We start from the raw sequence: 17,445 nt of genomic DNA on the forward strand, positions 1-17,445 counted from the left end.
TTTTTACCATTTAACAATCAGCCGCGAAACTCGCTGCGACCGTTGTATTTGGCTTTACCGGCCAGTTGCTCTTCGATACGCAGCAATTGGTTGTACTTGGAAACGCGATCGGAACGGCACAGCGAACCGGTCTTGATCTGGCCCGCCGACGTCCCCACCGCCAGGTCGGCAATGGTGGAATCTTCGGTTTCGCCCGAACGGTGGGAGATCACGGCGGTGTAACCGGCGGCCTTGGCCATCTGGATGGCTTCCAGGGTTTCGGTCAGGGTGCCGATCTGGTTGAACTTGATCAGGATCGAGTTGGCGATCTTCTTGTCGATGCCTTCTTTCAAGATCTTGGTGTTGGTCACGAACAGGTCGTCGCCCACCAGTTGGATCTTCTCGCCGATCTTGTCGGTCAGGATTTTCCAGCCAGCCCAGTCGGACTCGTCCAGGCCATCTTCAACGGAGATGATCGGGTAGCGCTCGCACAGGCCCTTGAGGTAGTCGGCAAAACCTTCGGAGGTGAATACGTGGCCTTCACCGGACAGGTTGTACTTGCCGTCTTCATAGAACTCGCTGGCCGCGCAGTCCAGGGCCAGGGTCACGTCGGTGCCCAGGGTGTAACCCGCGTTGGCCACGGCTTCGGAGATCACTTTGAGTGCATCTTCGTTGGACGCAAGGTTCGGTGCAAAACCGCCTTCGTCGCCCACCGCGGTGCTCAGGCCACGGGCCTTCAGCACTGCTTTCAAGTGATGGAAAATCTCGGTGCCCATGCGCAGGCCTTCGGAGAAGGTCTTGGCGCCCACTGGCTGCACCATGAATTCCTGGATGTCGACGTTGTTATCGGCATGCTCGCCACCGTTGATGATGTTCATCATCGGAACCGGCATGGAGTAGACACCCGGCGTGCCGTTCAGGTTGGCAATGTGCGCGTACAGCGGCAGGTCCTGGTCCTGTGCAGCGGCCTTGGCGGCGGCCAGGGACACGGCGAGGATAGCGTTGGCGCCCAGGCTGCCTTTGTTGTCGGTGCCGTCGAGTTTGATCATCGCGTGATCGAGGGCTTTCTGGTCAACAGGGTCCTTGCCCAGCAACAGGTCACGAATCGGACCGTTGATGTTGGCTACAGCCTTGAGTACGCCCTTGCCCAGGTAACGGCTCTTGTCGCCATCACGCAGTTCCAGTGCTTCGCGGGAACCGGTGGAAGCACCCGACGGCGCGCAGGCGCTGCCGATGATGCCGTTATCGAGAAGCACGTCCGCTTCGACAGTGGGGTTGCCACGGGAGTCGAGAACTTCACGACCTTTGATGTCGACGATTTTTGCCATTGTTGTAAACACTCCAAAGTTGACGAAAACGACGCAGCTGAAGGAAAACTTTTGACCGACCGCAAGGGTGGAACAACGGGGCAGACTTGCAGGCGACAGGGCTCAGGCCCGGGGGCCTGAGCGTTTAGCGTGGGATACTTTACCGGAGAAATCGCGGTTACGCGGTCTCTACTGTCGGAAAACTTTTAACCAGTTCGTCCAACTGCTTGAGCTGGGCCAGGAATGGCTCCAGCTTGTCCAGGCGCAGGGCGCAAGGGCCGTCGCACTTGGCGTTGTCCGGGTCGGGGTGAGCTTCCAGGAACAGGCCGGCCAAAGACTGGCTGATGCCCGCCTTGGCAAGGTCGGTGACCTGGGCACGGCGACCGCCGGCGGAGTCCGAACGGCCACCCGGCATTTGCAGCGAGTGGGTCACGTCGAAAAACACCGGGTACTCGAACTGTTTCATCAGGCCGAAACCGAGCATGTCCACCACGAGGTTGTTGTAGCCAAAGCTCGAACCGCGCTCGCAGAGGATCAACTGGTCGTTACCCGCTTCCACGCATTTGCTCAGGATGTGTTTCATTTCCTGGGGCGCGAGGAACTGGGCCTTCTTGATATTGATCACAGCGCCGGTCTTGGCCATGGCGACCACAAGGTCGGTCTGGCGCGACAGGAAGGCCGGCAGCTGGATGATGTCGCACACCTCGGCGACCACCGCAGCCTGCTCGGGCTCGTGGACGTCGGTGATGATCGGCACGCCGAAGGCTTGCTTGATGTCCTGGAAGATCCGCATGCCTTCTTCAAGGCCCGGGCCGCGATAGGAGGTCACGGACGAACGGTTGGCCTTGTCGAAGCTGGCCTTGAACACGTACGGAATGCCCAGTTTCTGGGTGACACGTACGTATTCTTCACAGACCTGCATCGCCATGTCGCGGCTTTCCAGCACGTTCATGCCGCCAAACAGCACCATGGGCTTGTCGTTGGCAATCTCGATGTCGCCTACGCGAATGATCTTCTGGGCCATCAGGGTTACGCCTTCTTCTGATGTTGCGTCAGTGCAGCTTTAACGAAACCGCTGAACAACGGGTGACCGTCGCGTGGCGTCGAGGTGAATTCAGGGTGGAACTGGCAGGCCACGAACCATGGGTGATCCGGTGCTTCAACCACTTCGACCAGCGCGCCATCACCAGAGCGACCAGAGATTTTCAGGCCCGCCGCCTTGATTTGCGGCAGCAAGTTGTTGTTGACCTCGTAACGGTGACGGTGGCGCTCGACGATCACGTCCTTGCCGTAGCAATCGTGAACCAGCGACCCCGGCTCCAACAGGCAGTCCTGTGCGCCAAGGCGCATGGTGCCGCCCAGGTCGGACGTTTCGGTACGGGTTTCAACCGCGCCGGTGGCGTCTTCCCACTCGGTGATCAGGCCCACGACCGGGTGGCCGCTGGTGTGATCGAACTCGGTGGAGTTGGCGTCTTTCCAGCCCAGCACGTTACGGGCGAACTCGATGACCGCCACTTGCATGCCCAGGCAGATGCCCAGGTACGGAACCTTGTTTTCGCGAGCGTACTGAACGGCCGTGATCTTGCCTTCCACACCGCGCAGACCGAAGCCGCCCGGCACCAGGATGGCGTCCACGCCTTCGAGCAGGCCGGTGCCCTGGTTCTCGATGTCTTCGGAATCGATGTAGCGCAGGTTGACCTTGGTGCGGTTGCTGATACCGGCATGGCTCATCGCTTCGATCAGCGACTTGTACGCGTCCAGCAGCTCCATGTACTTGCCGACCATCGCGATGGTCACTTCGTGCTCGGGGTTGAGCTTGGCGTCCACCACCTTGTCCCATTCGGACAGGTCGGCACCGCCGCATTGCAGGCCGAAACGCTCGACCACAAAATCGTCCAGGCCCTGGGAATGCAGGATGCCCGGGATCTTGTAGATGGTGTCGGCGTCTTCCAGGCCAATCACCGCACGCTCTTCAACGTTGGTGAACTGGGCGATCTTGCGGCGCGAGGAGATGTCGATCGGGTGGTCGGAGCGGCACACCAGCACGTCAGGCTGCAGGCCGATGGAGCGCAGCTCCTTGACCGAGTGCTGGGTCGGCTTGGTCTTGGTTTCGCCAGCGGTGGCGATGTACGGGACCAGGGTCAGGTGCATCAGCATCGCGCGCTTGGCGCCGACTTCGAAACGCAGTTGACGGATGGCCTCGAGGAACGGTTGCGACTCGATGTCACCCACAGTGCCGCCGATCTCGACCATGGCCACGTCGGCATCACCGGCGCCCTTGATGATGCGGCGCTTGATTTCGTCGGTGATGTGCGGGATCACCTGGATGGTTGCACCCAGGTAGTCGCCACGACGCTCTTTGCGCAGCACGTGCTCGTACACGCGGCCGGTGGTGAAGTTGTTGTTCTGGGTCATGGTCGTGCGGATGAACCGCTCGTAGTGGCCCAGGTCCAGGTCAGTCTCGGCGCCGTCGTGGGTGACGAACACTTCACCGTGCTGGAACGGGCTCATGGTGCCCGGGTCGACGTTAATATACGGGTCCAGCTTGAGCATGGTGACTTTGAGCCCCCGCGCCTCCAGGATGGCCGCCAATGAAGCGGAGGCAATGCCTTTCCCCAATGAAGAAACAACACCGCCCGTGACGAATATGTAGCGCGTCATGAAAAACCCTAGAAGTCTGCGTTAAAGCGGTCCGAGCCGCCGGGGAAAGCGAAGAGAGGCCGAAGCCCCCGATCACCTGCATTAATCACAGTGCACCTTTCAAAAAAACCAGCCGCGTTGTGACAGACCGGCAATGAAGCACCGGTACGTTGATCGCTACACATTTTTTGGAATCGCCCAGCAAAGACTGCTTGGTAATCGGCAACTCCTGCGATTCAGGCGAATCCACAGAAGTTGTATCAAGAAGGGAGCGTAGTCTACCGGAAAGGCGCTATCACCTCAAACCTTGATCGCAGTTCTGTGGCGTCCACTGCAACTGCCAGCCATCCCCCGCCTCTGCCGACAAGCCCGCCAGGTTGGGCACGGCAAGCAATTGCGGGCCCCGATACAGCAGCGGCAATCGGCCACGGACAAACCCCGGCACGCGGCTTTCATTCAGTAAACGCTTCAAGTCCCGCCGCCCTCGGGCGGGCAATTCCAGGGTTTCGCCGCCTTCACGGTAACGCACGCTCAACACCCCTTCGGGCACGTTGCCAAGCAGCTGCAATTGGCCATTACCGGGTAACTGTAGTGGGTTTGTCGCAACGAGCCAGTCAACGGGGTCGGCAGAAAATGGCGACCAACTGGCAGGCAACCACCACAGGCGCCCGTCGCAACGGTGCAGTTGGCCGTCGGCCAGGCGCCATAAGGGTTGGGCGTCGTTCTTGGCGTCGCGCAGGGTTTGCCAGCCCGCCCAGTGCTCGGTGTCGGGCAGTCGCGTCAGGGGCGTCAGCCAGTGCCGTAGGGCATTGCGTTGGCGGGCGTCGGACAGCGTTAACAGCGGCGCAAGCGCCAGCGACGGTAACGGTAGCCAAGGAAAGGCCGAGGCTTGAGCGCCAGCCTGCAGGTCCATCTGGGCCAACTCGTCGAGCAGGCCTTGGGCCTCGCTCAGGTGTTCGGCACTGCGCGCCATCTGGTGAGCGGCCTGGGGCCAGCGGGCGTTCAGCGTCGGGAACACGTGGCGGCGTAGGTAATTGCGGGAAAACCGCGCGTCGGTATTGGACGGGTCCTCGATCCACTCGAGCTGCTGGTTGCGTGCGTAAGCCTCCAGCTCCGCACGCGATACCCCGAGCAGCGGGCGCACCAAGGTGCCCCGTGCCAACGGTCGATGCAGCGGCATTGCCGCCAAGCCGCGCACACCGGCGCCACGCAACAGGCGAAACAACAGGGTTTCGGCCTGATCGTCACGGTGCTGGGCCGTGAGCAATAACGCCCCGGGCCCCGTGACTTGGGCAAACGCCTGATACCGCGCATCGCGCGCCGCACGTTCCAGACTGGCGCCGGATTGCACCTGCACCTCAATGATCTGGAGTGGGACGGCCAAGCCATCGCATACCGCCTGGCAATGCGCGGGCCACGCGTCAGCCGCCGTTTGAAGACCATGATGGACATGGACGGCATGCAAGGGGGGAAGGTTGTCGCAGGTCGCCAGCAGGTGCAGCAGCACGGTTGAATCCAGCCCGCCGGAAAACGCGACATGCCAGACCGGCGCGTTGCGCCATGGGGACAGGGTTTGCAGAAGCTGGGCGAGCAAGGTTGGCTTCATTAAAAGTACCGCCACACATTCAAGCGCAGAACCACGGCCTTGATGCTGACAACATCAATGTGGGAGCCGGGGTTGCCCGGCTCCCACAGGGGTACTGCGTCGCCTGTCAGATCAACGTGTGATCAGAGACCGTAGCTCATCAGGCGCTCGTAACGGCGGGCCAGCAACGCGTCGTTGTCGAACTTCTTGAGCATCGCCAACTGTGCGCTGAGTTCGGCACGGATGGTTGCAGACGCCGCAGCCGGGTCGCGGTGCGCGCCGCCCAATGGCTCGGCGATCACTTTGTCGACGATGCCCAGGCCTTTGAGGCGATCGGCGGTGATGCCCATGGCTTCAGCGGCATCCGGCGCCTTTTCGGCGGTTTTCCACAGGATCGAAGCGCAACCTTCGGGCGAGATCACCGCGTAGGTCGAATATTGCAGCATGTTCAGCTGGTCACAGACACCAATGGCCAGCGCGCCCCCGGAACCGCCTTCGCCGATAACGGTGGCGATGATCGGGGTTTTCAAGCGCGCCATCACCCGCAGGTTCCAGGCGATGGCCTCGCTCTGGTTGCGCTCTTCGGCGTCGATGCCAGGGTAGGCGCCCGGGGTGTCGATGAAGGTCAGGATCGGCATCTTGAAGCGTTCGGCCATTTCCATCAGGCGGCACGCCTTGCGGTAGCCTTCCGGACGCGGCATGCCGAAATTGCGGCGAACCTTTTCGCGCACTTCACGGCCCTTTTGGTGACCGATCACCATCACCGGCTGGTCGTCCAGGCGAGCAATGCCGCCGACGATGGCCGCGTCGTCGGAAAAGTGACGGTCGCCATGCAGTTCGTCGAACTCGGTGAAGATGTGGTCGATGTAGTCCAGGGTGTACGGACGGCGCGGGTGGCGGGCCAGGCGCGCGATCTGCCAGCTGGTCAGCTTGCCGAAGATGTCTTCGGTCAGCGTCTTGCTCTTGTCTTGCAGGCGCGAGATTTCATCGCCGATGTTCAGCGAATTGTCATTGCCGACCAGGCGCAGTTCTTCGATTTTGGCTTGCAGGTCAGCGATCGGCTGTTCGAAATCAAGAAAATTCGGGTTCATAAGCGTCCGTCTTGGGTCGACGGCCAGGTCGTGCCTGGCCAGCCGGTTGTCTATTCGCGCCCTACCTTAAGGGAGAGGCGCATCTAGGTCGAGATTAAATGTTGGGTCGGGCTCGCAAACCCTGACCATTCAACGGTATTGGAGGAAGACGTTGTCACGCCCGAACTGGTCACGCAATGCTTGAATCAAGCCGTCAGCCGGATCGATTCCCCAGCCCTCGCCGAACTGCAGCATGGCCTTGGCGTCGTTGCCCGTGTACTCCATGGTGACCGGGCACGCGCCGCGATGGCGCTTGAGCAAGTCGCCCAACCAGCGTAGCTGATCGCCCTTGAGCGCCTCGGCGCGTACTTTAAGGCGCAGGCTTTCGGCCAGGTTGGTGCGCGCATCTTCCATGCTCATCACCCGCTTGACCCGCAGGCGCAGGCCGCCGGAGAAGTCGTCGTTGCTGACCTCCCCTTCCACCACCACCATCGCGTCGGTCTGCAACAGCGACTGGGCGGAGTGAAAAGCATCGGCAAACAAGGACGCTTCGATTCGCCCGGACCGGTCGTCCAGGGTGATGAAGCCCATCTTGTCGCCCTTTTTGTTCTTCATCACCCGCAGGGCAATGATCATGCCCGCAACGGTCTGGGTGTCGCGCGCGGGCTTGAGGTCGATGATGCGCTGACGGGCAAAACGACGGATTTCACCTTCGTACTCGTCAATCGGGTGGCCGGTGAGGTACAGGCCCAGGGTGTCCTTCTCGCCTTTGAGGCGTTCTTTGAGGGTCAGTTCCTTGGCTTTGCGATGGTTGCCGTACACATCGGCATCTTCTTCGACAAACAGGCCGCCAAACAAGTCGGCGTGGCCGCTGTCGTGGGTGCGCGCGGTCTGCTCGGCGGCCTTGATCGCCTCTTCCATGGCCGTCAGCAACACCGCACGGTTACGGTCGATGTTGGCCTGATACGCCTTGGGTTCGTCATAAAAATACGGGCCCAGGCGGTCGATCGCGCCACTGCGGATCAGGCCGTCGAGGGTACGTTTATTGATGCGTTTGAGGTCGACCCGTGCGCAGAAGTCGAACAGGTCCTTGAACGGCCCGTTCTGACGCGCTTCGGTGATCGCTTCCACCGGGCCTTCGCCCACGCCTTTGATCGCGCCCAGGCCATAAATGATGCGGCCTTCGTCGTTTACCGTGAACTTGAACTCCGACGCGTTCACATCCGGCGCGTCGAGACGCAACTTCATGGTGCGCACTTCCTCGATCAAGGTCACGACCTTGTCGGTGTTGTGCATGTCCGCTGAAAGTACCGCTGCCATGAACGGCGCCGGGTAGTGGGCTTTCAGCCAGGCCGTCTGGTACGACACCAGGCCGTAGGCGGCGGAGTGGGATTTGTTGAAGCCATAACCGGCGAATTTTTCCACCAGGTCGAAGATGTTACCGGCCAGGTCCGCGTCGATGTTGTTGGTGGCGCAACCTTCAATGAAACCGCCACGCTGCTTGGCCATTTCCTCGGGTTTCTTCTTACCCATGGCGCGGCGCAGCATGTCCGCACCGCCCAAGGTGTAGCCCGCCATGACCTGGGCGATCTGCATCACCTGTTCTTGATACAGGATAATGCCGTAGGTCGGCGCCAACACGGGCTTGAGGCCTTCGTACTGGTAATCCGAGTGCGGGTACGCAAGCTCTGCGCGCCCGTGCTTGCGGTTGATGAAGTCATCCACCATGCCCGATTGCAAAGGGCCTGGGCGGAACAGGGCCACCAGTGCGATCAAGTCTTCCAGGCAGTCGGGCTTGAGCTTTTTGATCAGCTCTTTCATGCCGCGGGATTCAAGCTGGAACACCGCCGTGGTTTCGGCTTTTTGCAGCAAGGTGTAAGTCGGCTTGTCATCCAGCGGGATGAAGGCGATGTCCAGCGGTGCCTCGCCGGTCTTGGCGCGGTCGCGGTTGATAGTCTTCAGCGCCCAGTCGATGATCGTCAGGGTCCGCAGGCCCAGGAAGTCGAACTTCACCAGACCGGCCGCCTCCACATCGTCCTTGTCGAACTGGGTGACCAGGCCGTCGCCTTCTTCATCGCAATAAATCGGCGAAAAGTCGGTCAGCTTGGTCGGCGCAATCACCACGCCACCGGCGTGTTTACCGACGTTACGCACCACGCCTTCGAGCTTGCGGGCCATGTCCCAGATTTCGGCCGCTTCTTCATCGATCTTGATGAAATCGCGCAGGATTTCTTCCTGCTCGTAGGCTTTTTCCAGGGTCATGCCGACTTCGAACGGGATCATTTTCGACAGGCGGTCCGCCAAGCCATAGGACTTGCCCTGCACCCGGGCCACGTCGCGGATAACCGCCTTGGCCGCCATGGAACCAAACGTGATGATCTGGCTGACCGCGTTACGGCCGTACTTCTCGGCCACGTACTCGATCACTCGGTCGCGACCGTCCATGCAAAAGTCGACGTCGAAGTCGGGCATCGACACCCGTTCCGGGTTGAGGAACCGCTCGAACAGCAGGTCGTATTCCAAGGGATCGAGGTCGGTGATCTTCTGCACATAGGCCACCAGGGAACCGGCACCCGACCCCCGGCCCGGACCTACTGGTACGCCGTTGTTCTTGGCCCACTGGATAAAGTCCATCACGATCAGGAAGTAGCCGGGAAAGCCCATCTGGATGATGATATCCAGCTCGAAATTCAGCCGATCGACATACACCTGACGCTTGGCGTCATAGTCCTCGGTCGTGTCCTTGGGCAACAACACTTCCAGGCGCTCATCGAGCCCCTCAAAGGACACCTTGCGAAAGTATTCGTCGATGGTCATGCCATCGGGAATAGGGAAGTTGGGCAAAAAGTGCGTGCCCAGCTTGACCTGGATATTGCAGCGCTTGGCGATTTCCACCGTGTTTTCCAGTGCTTCGGGCAAGTCACTGAACAGCTCGGCCATTTCATCGGCGCTTTTGAGGTACTGCTCCTCACTGTAGTTTTTGGAGCGGCGCGGGTCGTCGAGCGCGCGGCCCTCACCGATACACACGCGCGTTTCGTGGGCCTCGAAATCTTCCTTCTTGATGAAACGCACATCATTGGTCGCCACCAGCGGCGCGCCCAGCTTGTCGGCCAGGGCCACGGCGGCGTGCAATTGCTCTTCATCGTTGACGCGGTTGGTGCGCTGGATCTCCAGGTAGAAGCGGTCGGGAAATACCGCCATCCACTCACGGGTCAGGGTTTCGGCTTCCTCAAGGTTGCCGTTGAGCAGCGCGATACCGATCTCACCTTCCTTGGCCGCCGAGAGCATGATCAGCCCTTCGCTGGCCTCGGCCACCCATTGACGCTCGATAATGATCGAACCGTTGCGCTGGCCATCGATGAAACCGCGGGAAATCAGCTCGGTGAGGTTGCGATACCCCACCGCATTCATCGCCAGCAAACTGATGCGGCTCAGCGGGTAGTCGGGGTCTTTGTTGGCCAGCCACAGGTCGGCGCCGCAGATCGGCTTGATGCCGCCGCCCATGGCGGTCTTGTAGAACTTGACCAGGGAACACATGTTGTTCTGGTCGGTCACTGCCACGGCGGGCATGTTCATGCCCACCAGGGTTTTGACCAGCGGTTTGATCCGTACCAGGCCGTCGACCAGGGAGTATTCAGTGTGCAGGCGCAGATGAACGAATGAAGCCGGCATAGTGATCCTGTCTTATACGTGGAAACAACAAGGCCCGGATTGTACCGGGCCTTGAGTAAAACATCAGCCTGCGCCTAAATCTCGCTGACGCTCTCGCGCAGCGCCAACGCCTGGCGCACCGGGGCAAACGAACGGCGGTGAATCGGCGTGGGCCCCAGCCGGGCCAGCGCTTCCAGATGAACGGGCGTTGGGTAACCTTTGTGGCCACCGATGCCGTAGCCGGGGTAGATCAGCTCGAACGCCGCCATTTCACGGTCGCGGCTGACCTTGGCCAGAATGGAGGCCGCGGCAATGGCCGGTACTTTGCTGTCACCCTTGACCACCGCTTCGGACGGCATTGCCAGTTTCGGGCAGCGGTTGCCGTCGATCATCGCCATTTTAGGGGTGATGTGCAGACCTTCGACGGCACGCTGCATGGCCAGCATCGTGGCGTGCAGAATGTTCAATTCGTCGATTTCTTCGACTTCTGCCCGGGCGATGTGCCAGCTCAGGGCTTTCTCACAGATTTCGTCGTATAGCTTTTCGCGGCGGGCTTCAGTGAGTTTCTTGGAGTCGTTAAGACCCAGGATCGGGCGGTTCGGGTCGAGAATCACCGCAGCCGTCACTACCGCGCCGCACAGCGGGCCACGGCCCACCTCATCCACACCGGCCACCAATGCGTGGGCCTCGGCGACCAGGCTGAAGTCCAGGCCCATTTGCGTTTTCATAGGGCTTCCCGTGGTTGACCGATCAAGGCCAGCACCGCGTCAGCGGCCTGGTTCGAGGCGTCGCGCCGCAACGTGCGATGGATTTCGTCGAAGCCCTGGGTCTGCGCTTGTGCGCCGTCAATCAGCGGGAGCAACGTGTTTGCCAGCGCCTCAGGCGTTGCGGCGTCTTGCAGCAACTCCGGCACCAACAAGCGCTGGGCCAGTAGATTAGGCAAGGAGACGTAGGGGCTTTTGACCATGCGCTTGAGAATCCAATAGGTCAGCGGCGCCAGACGATAAGCCACCACCATCGGACGCTTGTACAACAGCGCCTCCAGCGTGGCGGTGCCGGAGGCAATCAATACCGCATCGCAGGCCGCCAGTGCACGGTGGGACTGGCCATCCAGCAGGGTGAGCGGCAAGTTGCGCCCCACCAGCAGCGCCTCGATTTGCGCACGGCGCTGAGGGCTTGCACATGGCAACACAAACCGCACGCCCGGCTTCATAGCCATCAGGCGCTCGGCGGCATCAAAAAACAGCGCGCCCAGGCGCCCTACTTCGCCGCCCCGACTGCCCGGCATCAAGGCCACCAGCGGGCCGTGGGGCAAGCCCAACTCTGCACGGGCGGTGGCGCGGTCAGCCTGCAGCGGGATCGTATCGGCCAGGGTGTGCCCGACAAACCGCACCGGCACGCCCTTCTCTTCGTAAAACCGAGCCTCGAACGGCAGCAGGGTGAGCATCAAATCGCACCCCTCGCGGATCTTCAGCACACGTTTTTGCCGCCACGCCCACACGGACGGGCTCACGTAGTGCACGGTCTTGATCCCGGCCTGGCGCAGTTTGAGTTCGATATTGAGGGTGAAGTCCGGCGCGTCGATTCCGATGAAGACGTCAGGCTTTTCGTCGATCAGGTCCGAAATCAGCTTTTTGCGCCGGGCCAGCAACTCTCGCAGCCGCCCCAGCACTTCCACCAACCCCATGACCGACAAGCGCTCCATGGGAAAGTAGGACGTCAGGCCTTCTGCCTGCATCAAGGGGCCGCCGACCCCGATAAATTCCACCGCCGGGTGCCGGGCTTTGAGGGCGCGCATCAAACCTGCGCCCAGAATATCGCCGGAAGCTTCACCGGCCACCAGCGCGATACGCAGATTGGCCATGATTAGCGGGTAATGCCGCGAGTCGAAGACTGGATGGAGTCACGGAACACCGCGACTTCCGGGTACTGCGCGGCGGGCTCTGCCAGTTCGGTCAACGCCTGCTCGACCGTCAGCCCCTGGCGGTACACCGTTTTGTAGGCGCGGCGCAGGGCGTGAATCGTATCGTCGCTGAAACCACGACGGCGCATGCCTTCGAAGTTCATGCTGCGCGCTTCGGCAGGGTTGCCGAATACCGTGACAAAGGCGGGAACGTCCTTGCCGATGGCGGTGCCCATGCCGGAAAAACTGTGGGCGCCGATGTGGCAGTACTGATGCACCAAGGTGAATCCGGACAGGATCGCCCAATCGTCAACATGCACATGGCCGGCCAACGCGGTGTTGTTGACCAGGATGCAGTGGTTGCCGATAACGCTGTCGTGGCCGATGTGGGCGTAGGCCATCACCAGGTTGTGATCACCCAATGTGGTTTCGGCGCGGTCTTGCACAGTACCGCGATGAATGGTCACACCCTCACGAATGATGTTGTGATCACCGATGACCAGGCGCGTTTCTTCGCCCTTGTACTTCATGTCCGGGGTGTCTTCACCAACCGAGGAAAACTGGTAGATGCGGTTGTGCTTGCCAATCCGGGTCGGGCCCTTGAGCACCACGTGCGGCCCGATGACTGTCCCCTCGCCGATTTCAACACCTGCGCCGACGATCGACCAAGGGCCGACCTCGACATCGGCGGCCAGCACGGCCGTCGGATCGATGATTGCGCGAGGGTCAATCAAACTCATAGTTTGCGTTCCGCACAGATGATTTCAGCCGAGCATACCGGCTTGCCATCCACCGACGCCTGGCACTCGAATTTCCAGATCTGGCGTTTGCAACTGATGAATTTGGCTTCCAGGATCAGTTGATCGCCTGGCGTCACAGGGTTGCGAAAACGCAGCTTGTCGGAACCCACGAAATAATAAAGCGTGCCATCGGCAGGCTTGAGGTCGAGCATTTTGAAACCCAGGATACCGGCAGCCTGAGCCATTGCCTCGATGATCAGCACGCCCGGCATGATGGGGTGCGCGGGGAAGTGACCATTGAAGAACGGCTCGTTGATGCTGACATTCTTGTAGGCACGAATGCGCTTTTCCTCGACATTGAGGTCCACCACCCGGTCCACCAACAGGAACGGGTAACGGTGAGGCAGGTATTCGCGAATCTCGTTGATGTCCATCATTTCGGGGGGAAGCCTGTAATAAAGATTGGGAACGCGCGTACTAAGGCGCGCACCTCTAACAAATCAAGGAGGCAGTCTATCGGCTGTGCACACTTGATATGGAAATGGTATCAGCCATCTGATGAAGCATTATCGCCAGGGGTCACGTCCCCGACGCGCTTTTCCAGATGTTTGAGGCGGCGCGCCATATCGTCGAGCTGCCTCAGGCGGGCCGCGCTCTTGCGCCATTCGGCGGCAGGCTGCATGGCCGTACCGGACGAATAGGCCCCGGGTTCGGTAATCGAATGGGTCACCATGGTCATGCCGGTGATGAAAACGTTATCGCATACCTCGATATGGCCCACCAGGCCCACACCCCCGGCCAGCATGCAGTGCTTGCCGATCTTGGTGCTGCCGGAAATGCCGACGCACGCGGCCATGGCCGTGTGATCACCAATCTGAACGTTGTGAGCGATCTGGATCTGGTTGTCCAACTTCACCCCGTTACCAATGACGGTATCGGCCAGCGCACCGCGGTCAACCGCCGTGTTCACGCCAATCTCCACATCATCGCCGATCAAGACACCACCGACCTGGGCAATCTTGTTCCAGATACCTTTTTCGTTGGCAAAACCGAAACCTTCACCGCCGATCACGGCGCCGGACTGAATCACCACCCGCTCACCGATCCGCACATCGTGGTAAAGCGTCACACGAGGCGCCAGCCAGCCGCCCGCACCGATTTCGCAGCGAGCGCCGATAAAACAGTGAGCGCCCAGTGTGACACCGGCTGCAATCCGCGCGCCGCTCTCGATCACCACAAAAGGCCCGATACTCGCGACCGGGTTGACCTGCGCGTCTTCGGCAATCACGGCCGAGGGATGAATCCCGGCGGGCGCCTTGGGCTTGGGGTCGAACAGGTGCGAAACACTTGCATAAGACAGGTACGGGTTGGCCACGATCAGCGCATCCCCCGCGTACCCTTCGGCATCGCCAGCCTTGAGTAACACGGCTGCAGCGCGGCATTCGCCAAGGTATTTACGGTATTGGGGATTTGCCAGGAAGCTCAACTGAGATGGGCCAGCCTCCTGCAAGGTGGCTAGCCCAGTGATTTCTTTCTCCGCAGAGCCACGCAAGGTGGCCCCCAGGAACTCGGCCAGTTGACCGAGTTTGATAGTCGCAGTCATGGCTTACTTCAGCTGATTCATGCGCTCGATCACCTGACGGGTGATGTCGTACTGAGGCTTGACGTCGATCACCGCGCCACGCTCCAGAACCAGGTCAAAAGCACCACCCTTGATCACGCCTTCTACAGCGCTGTCCAGCTTGGGCTTGAGCTGCTTGAGCATTTCACGGTCGGCAACGGCCTTGGCTTCGTTCAGCTCTTTGGACTGGAACTGGTAATCACGGGCCTTTTGCTTGAACTCAAGCTCCAGACGCTCGCGCTCGCCTTGCTGCATCTTGTCACCGCCAGCCACCAGGCGATCCTGGATACCCTTGGCACTGCTTTCCAGCGTCTTGAGCTTGGTCAGTTGTGGACCGAATTTTTTCTCGGCATCCACGGCGTACTTCTTGGCCGCGTCGGATTCCAGCAGGGCCATTTGATAGTTCAGCACGGCAATTTTCATTTCGGCAAAAGCCGGGGTCGCTACCAGAACAGTCGCCAGCAGTGCCAATTGGGTCAACTTACGCACGATGTACTCCTACAGAATCCGTTGTCATTGTCTTGGGGTAAGACGTTCAGCTTAGAACGTCTGGCCCAGGGAGAATTGGAAAATCTGGGTTTCAGCGTTATCCGGTTTCTTAACCGGCATGGCCAGAGCAAAGCTCAATGGACCAAGGGCGGTCACCCAGGTCACGCCGACACCGACGGAACTGGCCAGGTTGCTGAAGCTCACGTCGTTACACTGAGTGTTGGACTTCACGCCACTCGGGTTGATGATCTGTTCGCACTTGGAGTCGAACACGTTACCCACATCCCAGAATAGCGAAGTCCGCAGGGAACGTTGATCTTTCACGAACGGCAGCGGGAACATCAGTTCCGCACCACCCTGGATCAGCACGTTGCCACCGAATGGCAGGGCCTTATCGTCGGAGTCAACAATGGTCCCGTTGTTGCCGGTCACACCCACGCCACGGCTTGGGGTACCACGCGGGCCCAGGGTGCTGTCCTTGAAGCCACGTACCGAGTTGAAACCACCGGCGTAGTAGTTCTCATAGAACGGCAGACCGCTGGTCGAACCATAACCATCGCCATAACCCAACTCGGTATGGAAGCGCATGGTGTAGTTTTCGGTAAGCGGGGTGAACAACTGGCCGCGGTAGTCGAGCTTGAAGAACGACAGGTCGCTGCCCGGGGTAGTCGCTTCCAGGGTCAAGCTCTGGGAGTGGCCACGCGTTGCCAGTACGCCTTTGTTCAGCGTCGACTCAGACCAGCCGGCCGAAGCCTTGAAGTTGAGGAACTGATCGCCTTCTTTACGCACGAAGTTGAAGATTTCGTCCACGGTGTAAACACCGGTCTTGATCTTGTCTTGTTGCGCAGTCAGGCCGAAGGTCAGGCGCGACGTCTCGCTGATCGGGTAACCGATGTTGGCGCCCACACCGAAGCTGTCGATGGCATAGCTTGCCACGTCAACGTCGAGGTCTTTGTAGTCGGTGGTGCGGTAGAAGGCGTTGTAGCCCAGGCTCACGCCGTCAGCCGTCCAGTAGGGGTCGACATAACCGAAGTTATAGCGGCTCTGGTATTGGCTGCGGGTCAGGCCGATGCTGACTTTGTTACCCGTACCCAGGAAGTTGTTCTGGGTGATCGAACCACCCAGGATCAGACCTGCGCTCTGGGCAAAGCCGACGCTGGCGGTGATCGAACCGGACGCTTGTTCCTCTACGGCATAGTTCACGTCAACCTGGTCATCCACACCCGGTACGGCCGGGGTTTCAACGTTGACTTCTTTAAAGAAGCCCAGACGCTCCAGGCGGACCTTGGACTGGTCGATCAGGTAAGTCGACGCCCAGCCACCTTCCATCTGACGCATTTCGCGGCGCAGTACCACGTCGTCAGTCTTGGTGTTGCCACGGTAGTTGATGCGGTTCACGTAGGCACGCTTGCCCGGGTCCACGACAAATGTGATGTCCACGGTGTGGTCGTCATCGTGCGGGGTCGGTACGCCGTTGACGTTGGCGAAGGTATAACCCTCGTTACCCAGGCGACGGGTGATCAGTTCAGACGTGGTGGTCATCAGCTTGCGCGAGAACACCTGGTCTTTCTGCACCAGCAACAAGGCCTTGACCTGGTCTTCAGGCACTTTCAAGTCGCCGCTGAGCTTCACGTCACGAACCTTGTACTTCTCGCCTTCGTTGACGTTGACGGTGATGTAGACGTGCTTCTTGTCCGGGGTGATGGACACCTGGGTCGAAGCGATGTCCATGTTGATATAGCCACGATCCAGGTAGTAGGAACGCAGGCGCTCCAGGTCACCGGAGAGTTTTTCACGGGCGTACTTGTCATCGTTCTTGAAGAACGACAACCAGTTGGTGGTCTTGAGTTCGAACAGGTCGATCAGGTCGTCGTCGGAAAACTTGGTGTTGCCCACCACGTTGATGTGCTGGATGGCAGCCACGGTCCCTTCGTTGATCTTGACCTTCAGACCGACGCGGTTACGGGGTTGCGGCACAACCTCGGTTTCGACGGTGGCAGAGTAGCGGCCCTGGGCAACGTACTGGCGTTGCAGTTCGTTACGCACACCTTCAAGGGTGGCACGCTGGAAGATTTCGCCCTCGGCCAGGCCCGACTGTTTCAGGCCTTTCATCAGGTCGTCGGTGGAGATCGCCTTGTTGCCTTCGATCTCGATGCTGGCCACCGAAGGCCGCTCGACAACAGTAATGACCAGGACATTGCCTTCGCGACCCAGTTGGATATCTTGAAAGAAACCGGTTTTGAACAGCGCACGAGTGGATTCCACCAGGCGACGGTCATCAGCCTGCTCTCCGACGTTCAACGGTAACGCACCAAAGACGCTACCTGCGGAAACCCGCTGGAGGCCGTTGACGCGAATATCGGAGATGGTGAAGGACTCGGCGTGAACTTCGGCGATCATCAATACGGTGAGAACCGCAGTTAGCAGCAGACGTTTCATGAAGTCCTTTCTTATTCCAAC

Annotated in this window: 13 protein-coding genes; all 13 read right to left on the minus strand. The window is 60.0% G+C overall.

Annotated elements, in window-relative coordinates; translation table 11 throughout:
• Positions 1-17: 17 nt before the first annotated feature.
• Positions 18-1,307, minus strand: coding sequence for a phosphopyruvate hydratase (gene eno, locus ACW9H9_RS04110; protein ID WP_457341827.1), 1,290 nt, complete (start codon positions 1,305-1,307; stop codon positions 18-20).
• Positions 1,308-1,464: 157 nt separating this feature from the next.
• Entirely contained in the window at positions 1,465-2,310 is an 846-nt protein-coding gene (kdsA, locus tag ACW9H9_RS04115) for a 3-deoxy-8-phosphooctulonate synthase (protein ID WP_457341826.1), read from the minus strand.
• A gap of 5 nt (positions 2,311-2,315) precedes the next feature.
• Entirely contained in the window at positions 2,316-3,947 is a 1,632-nt protein-coding gene (locus ACW9H9_RS04120) for a CTP synthase (RefSeq protein WP_457341825.1), read from the minus strand.
• A gap of 274 nt (positions 3,948-4,221) precedes the next feature.
• Positions 4,222-5,532: a tRNA lysidine(34) synthetase TilS gene (tilS, locus tag ACW9H9_RS04125; protein WP_457341824.1), complete on the minus strand. Its 1,311-nt coding sequence runs from the start codon at positions 5,530-5,532 to the stop codon at positions 4,222-4,224.
• A 122-nt stretch (positions 5,533-5,654) separates the two neighbouring features.
• On the minus strand, positions 5,655-6,602 hold the full coding sequence (locus ACW9H9_RS04130) for an acetyl-CoA carboxylase carboxyltransferase subunit alpha (protein ID WP_457341823.1): 948 nt from the start codon (positions 6,600-6,602) through the stop codon (positions 5,655-5,657).
• A 129-nt stretch (positions 6,603-6,731) separates the two neighbouring features.
• Positions 6,732-10,253: a DNA polymerase III subunit alpha gene (gene dnaE / locus ACW9H9_RS04135; protein ID WP_457341822.1), complete on the minus strand. Its 3,522-nt coding sequence runs from the start codon at positions 10,251-10,253 to the stop codon at positions 6,732-6,734.
• Positions 10,254-10,327: 74 nt separating this feature from the next.
• Complete coding sequence (gene rnhB, locus ACW9H9_RS04140; RefSeq protein ID WP_457341821.1) at positions 10,328-10,960, minus strand: ribonuclease HII; 633 nt, start codon at positions 10,958-10,960, stop codon at positions 10,328-10,330.
• Positions 10,957-12,096, minus strand: a complete 1,140-nt coding sequence (lpxB, locus tag ACW9H9_RS04145) for a lipid-A-disaccharide synthase (protein WP_457341820.1) — start codon at positions 12,094-12,096, stop codon at positions 10,957-10,959. The genes rnhB and lpxB overlap by 4 nt, the downstream gene beginning before the upstream one ends.
• A 2-nt stretch (positions 12,097-12,098) precedes the next feature.
• Entirely contained in the window at positions 12,099-12,875 is a 777-nt protein-coding gene (gene lpxA, locus ACW9H9_RS04150; RefSeq protein WP_457341819.1) for an acyl-ACP--UDP-N-acetylglucosamine O-acyltransferase, read from the minus strand.
• Complete coding sequence (gene fabZ, locus ACW9H9_RS04155; RefSeq protein ID WP_003172281.1) at positions 12,872-13,312, minus strand: 3-hydroxyacyl-ACP dehydratase FabZ; 441 nt, start codon at positions 13,310-13,312, stop codon at positions 12,872-12,874. Before fabZ ends, lpxA begins: the two co-directional genes overlap by 4 nt.
• Positions 13,313-13,422: 110 nt before the next feature.
• The gene (lpxD, locus tag ACW9H9_RS04160; protein ID WP_457341818.1) at positions 13,423-14,478 is read right to left on the minus strand and encodes a UDP-3-O-(3-hydroxymyristoyl)glucosamine N-acyltransferase; all 1,056 of its coding nucleotides are present in this window, start codon (positions 14,476-14,478) and stop codon (positions 13,423-13,425) included.
• 3 nt (positions 14,479-14,481) lie between these two features.
• Complete coding sequence (locus ACW9H9_RS04165; RefSeq protein WP_457341817.1) at positions 14,482-14,985, minus strand: OmpH family outer membrane protein; 504 nt, start codon at positions 14,983-14,985, stop codon at positions 14,482-14,484.
• A gap of 51 nt (positions 14,986-15,036) precedes the next feature.
• Positions 15,037-17,424 carry an outer membrane protein assembly factor BamA gene (bamA, locus tag ACW9H9_RS04170; RefSeq protein ID WP_457341816.1) on the minus strand — a complete coding sequence of 796 codons (2,388 nt, stop codon included), beginning with the start codon at positions 17,422-17,424 and terminating at the stop codon, positions 15,037-15,039.
• Positions 17,425-17,445 lie beyond the last annotated feature (21 nt).

This window comes from Pseudomonas sp. SDO5215_S409, from assembly GCF_054071325.1.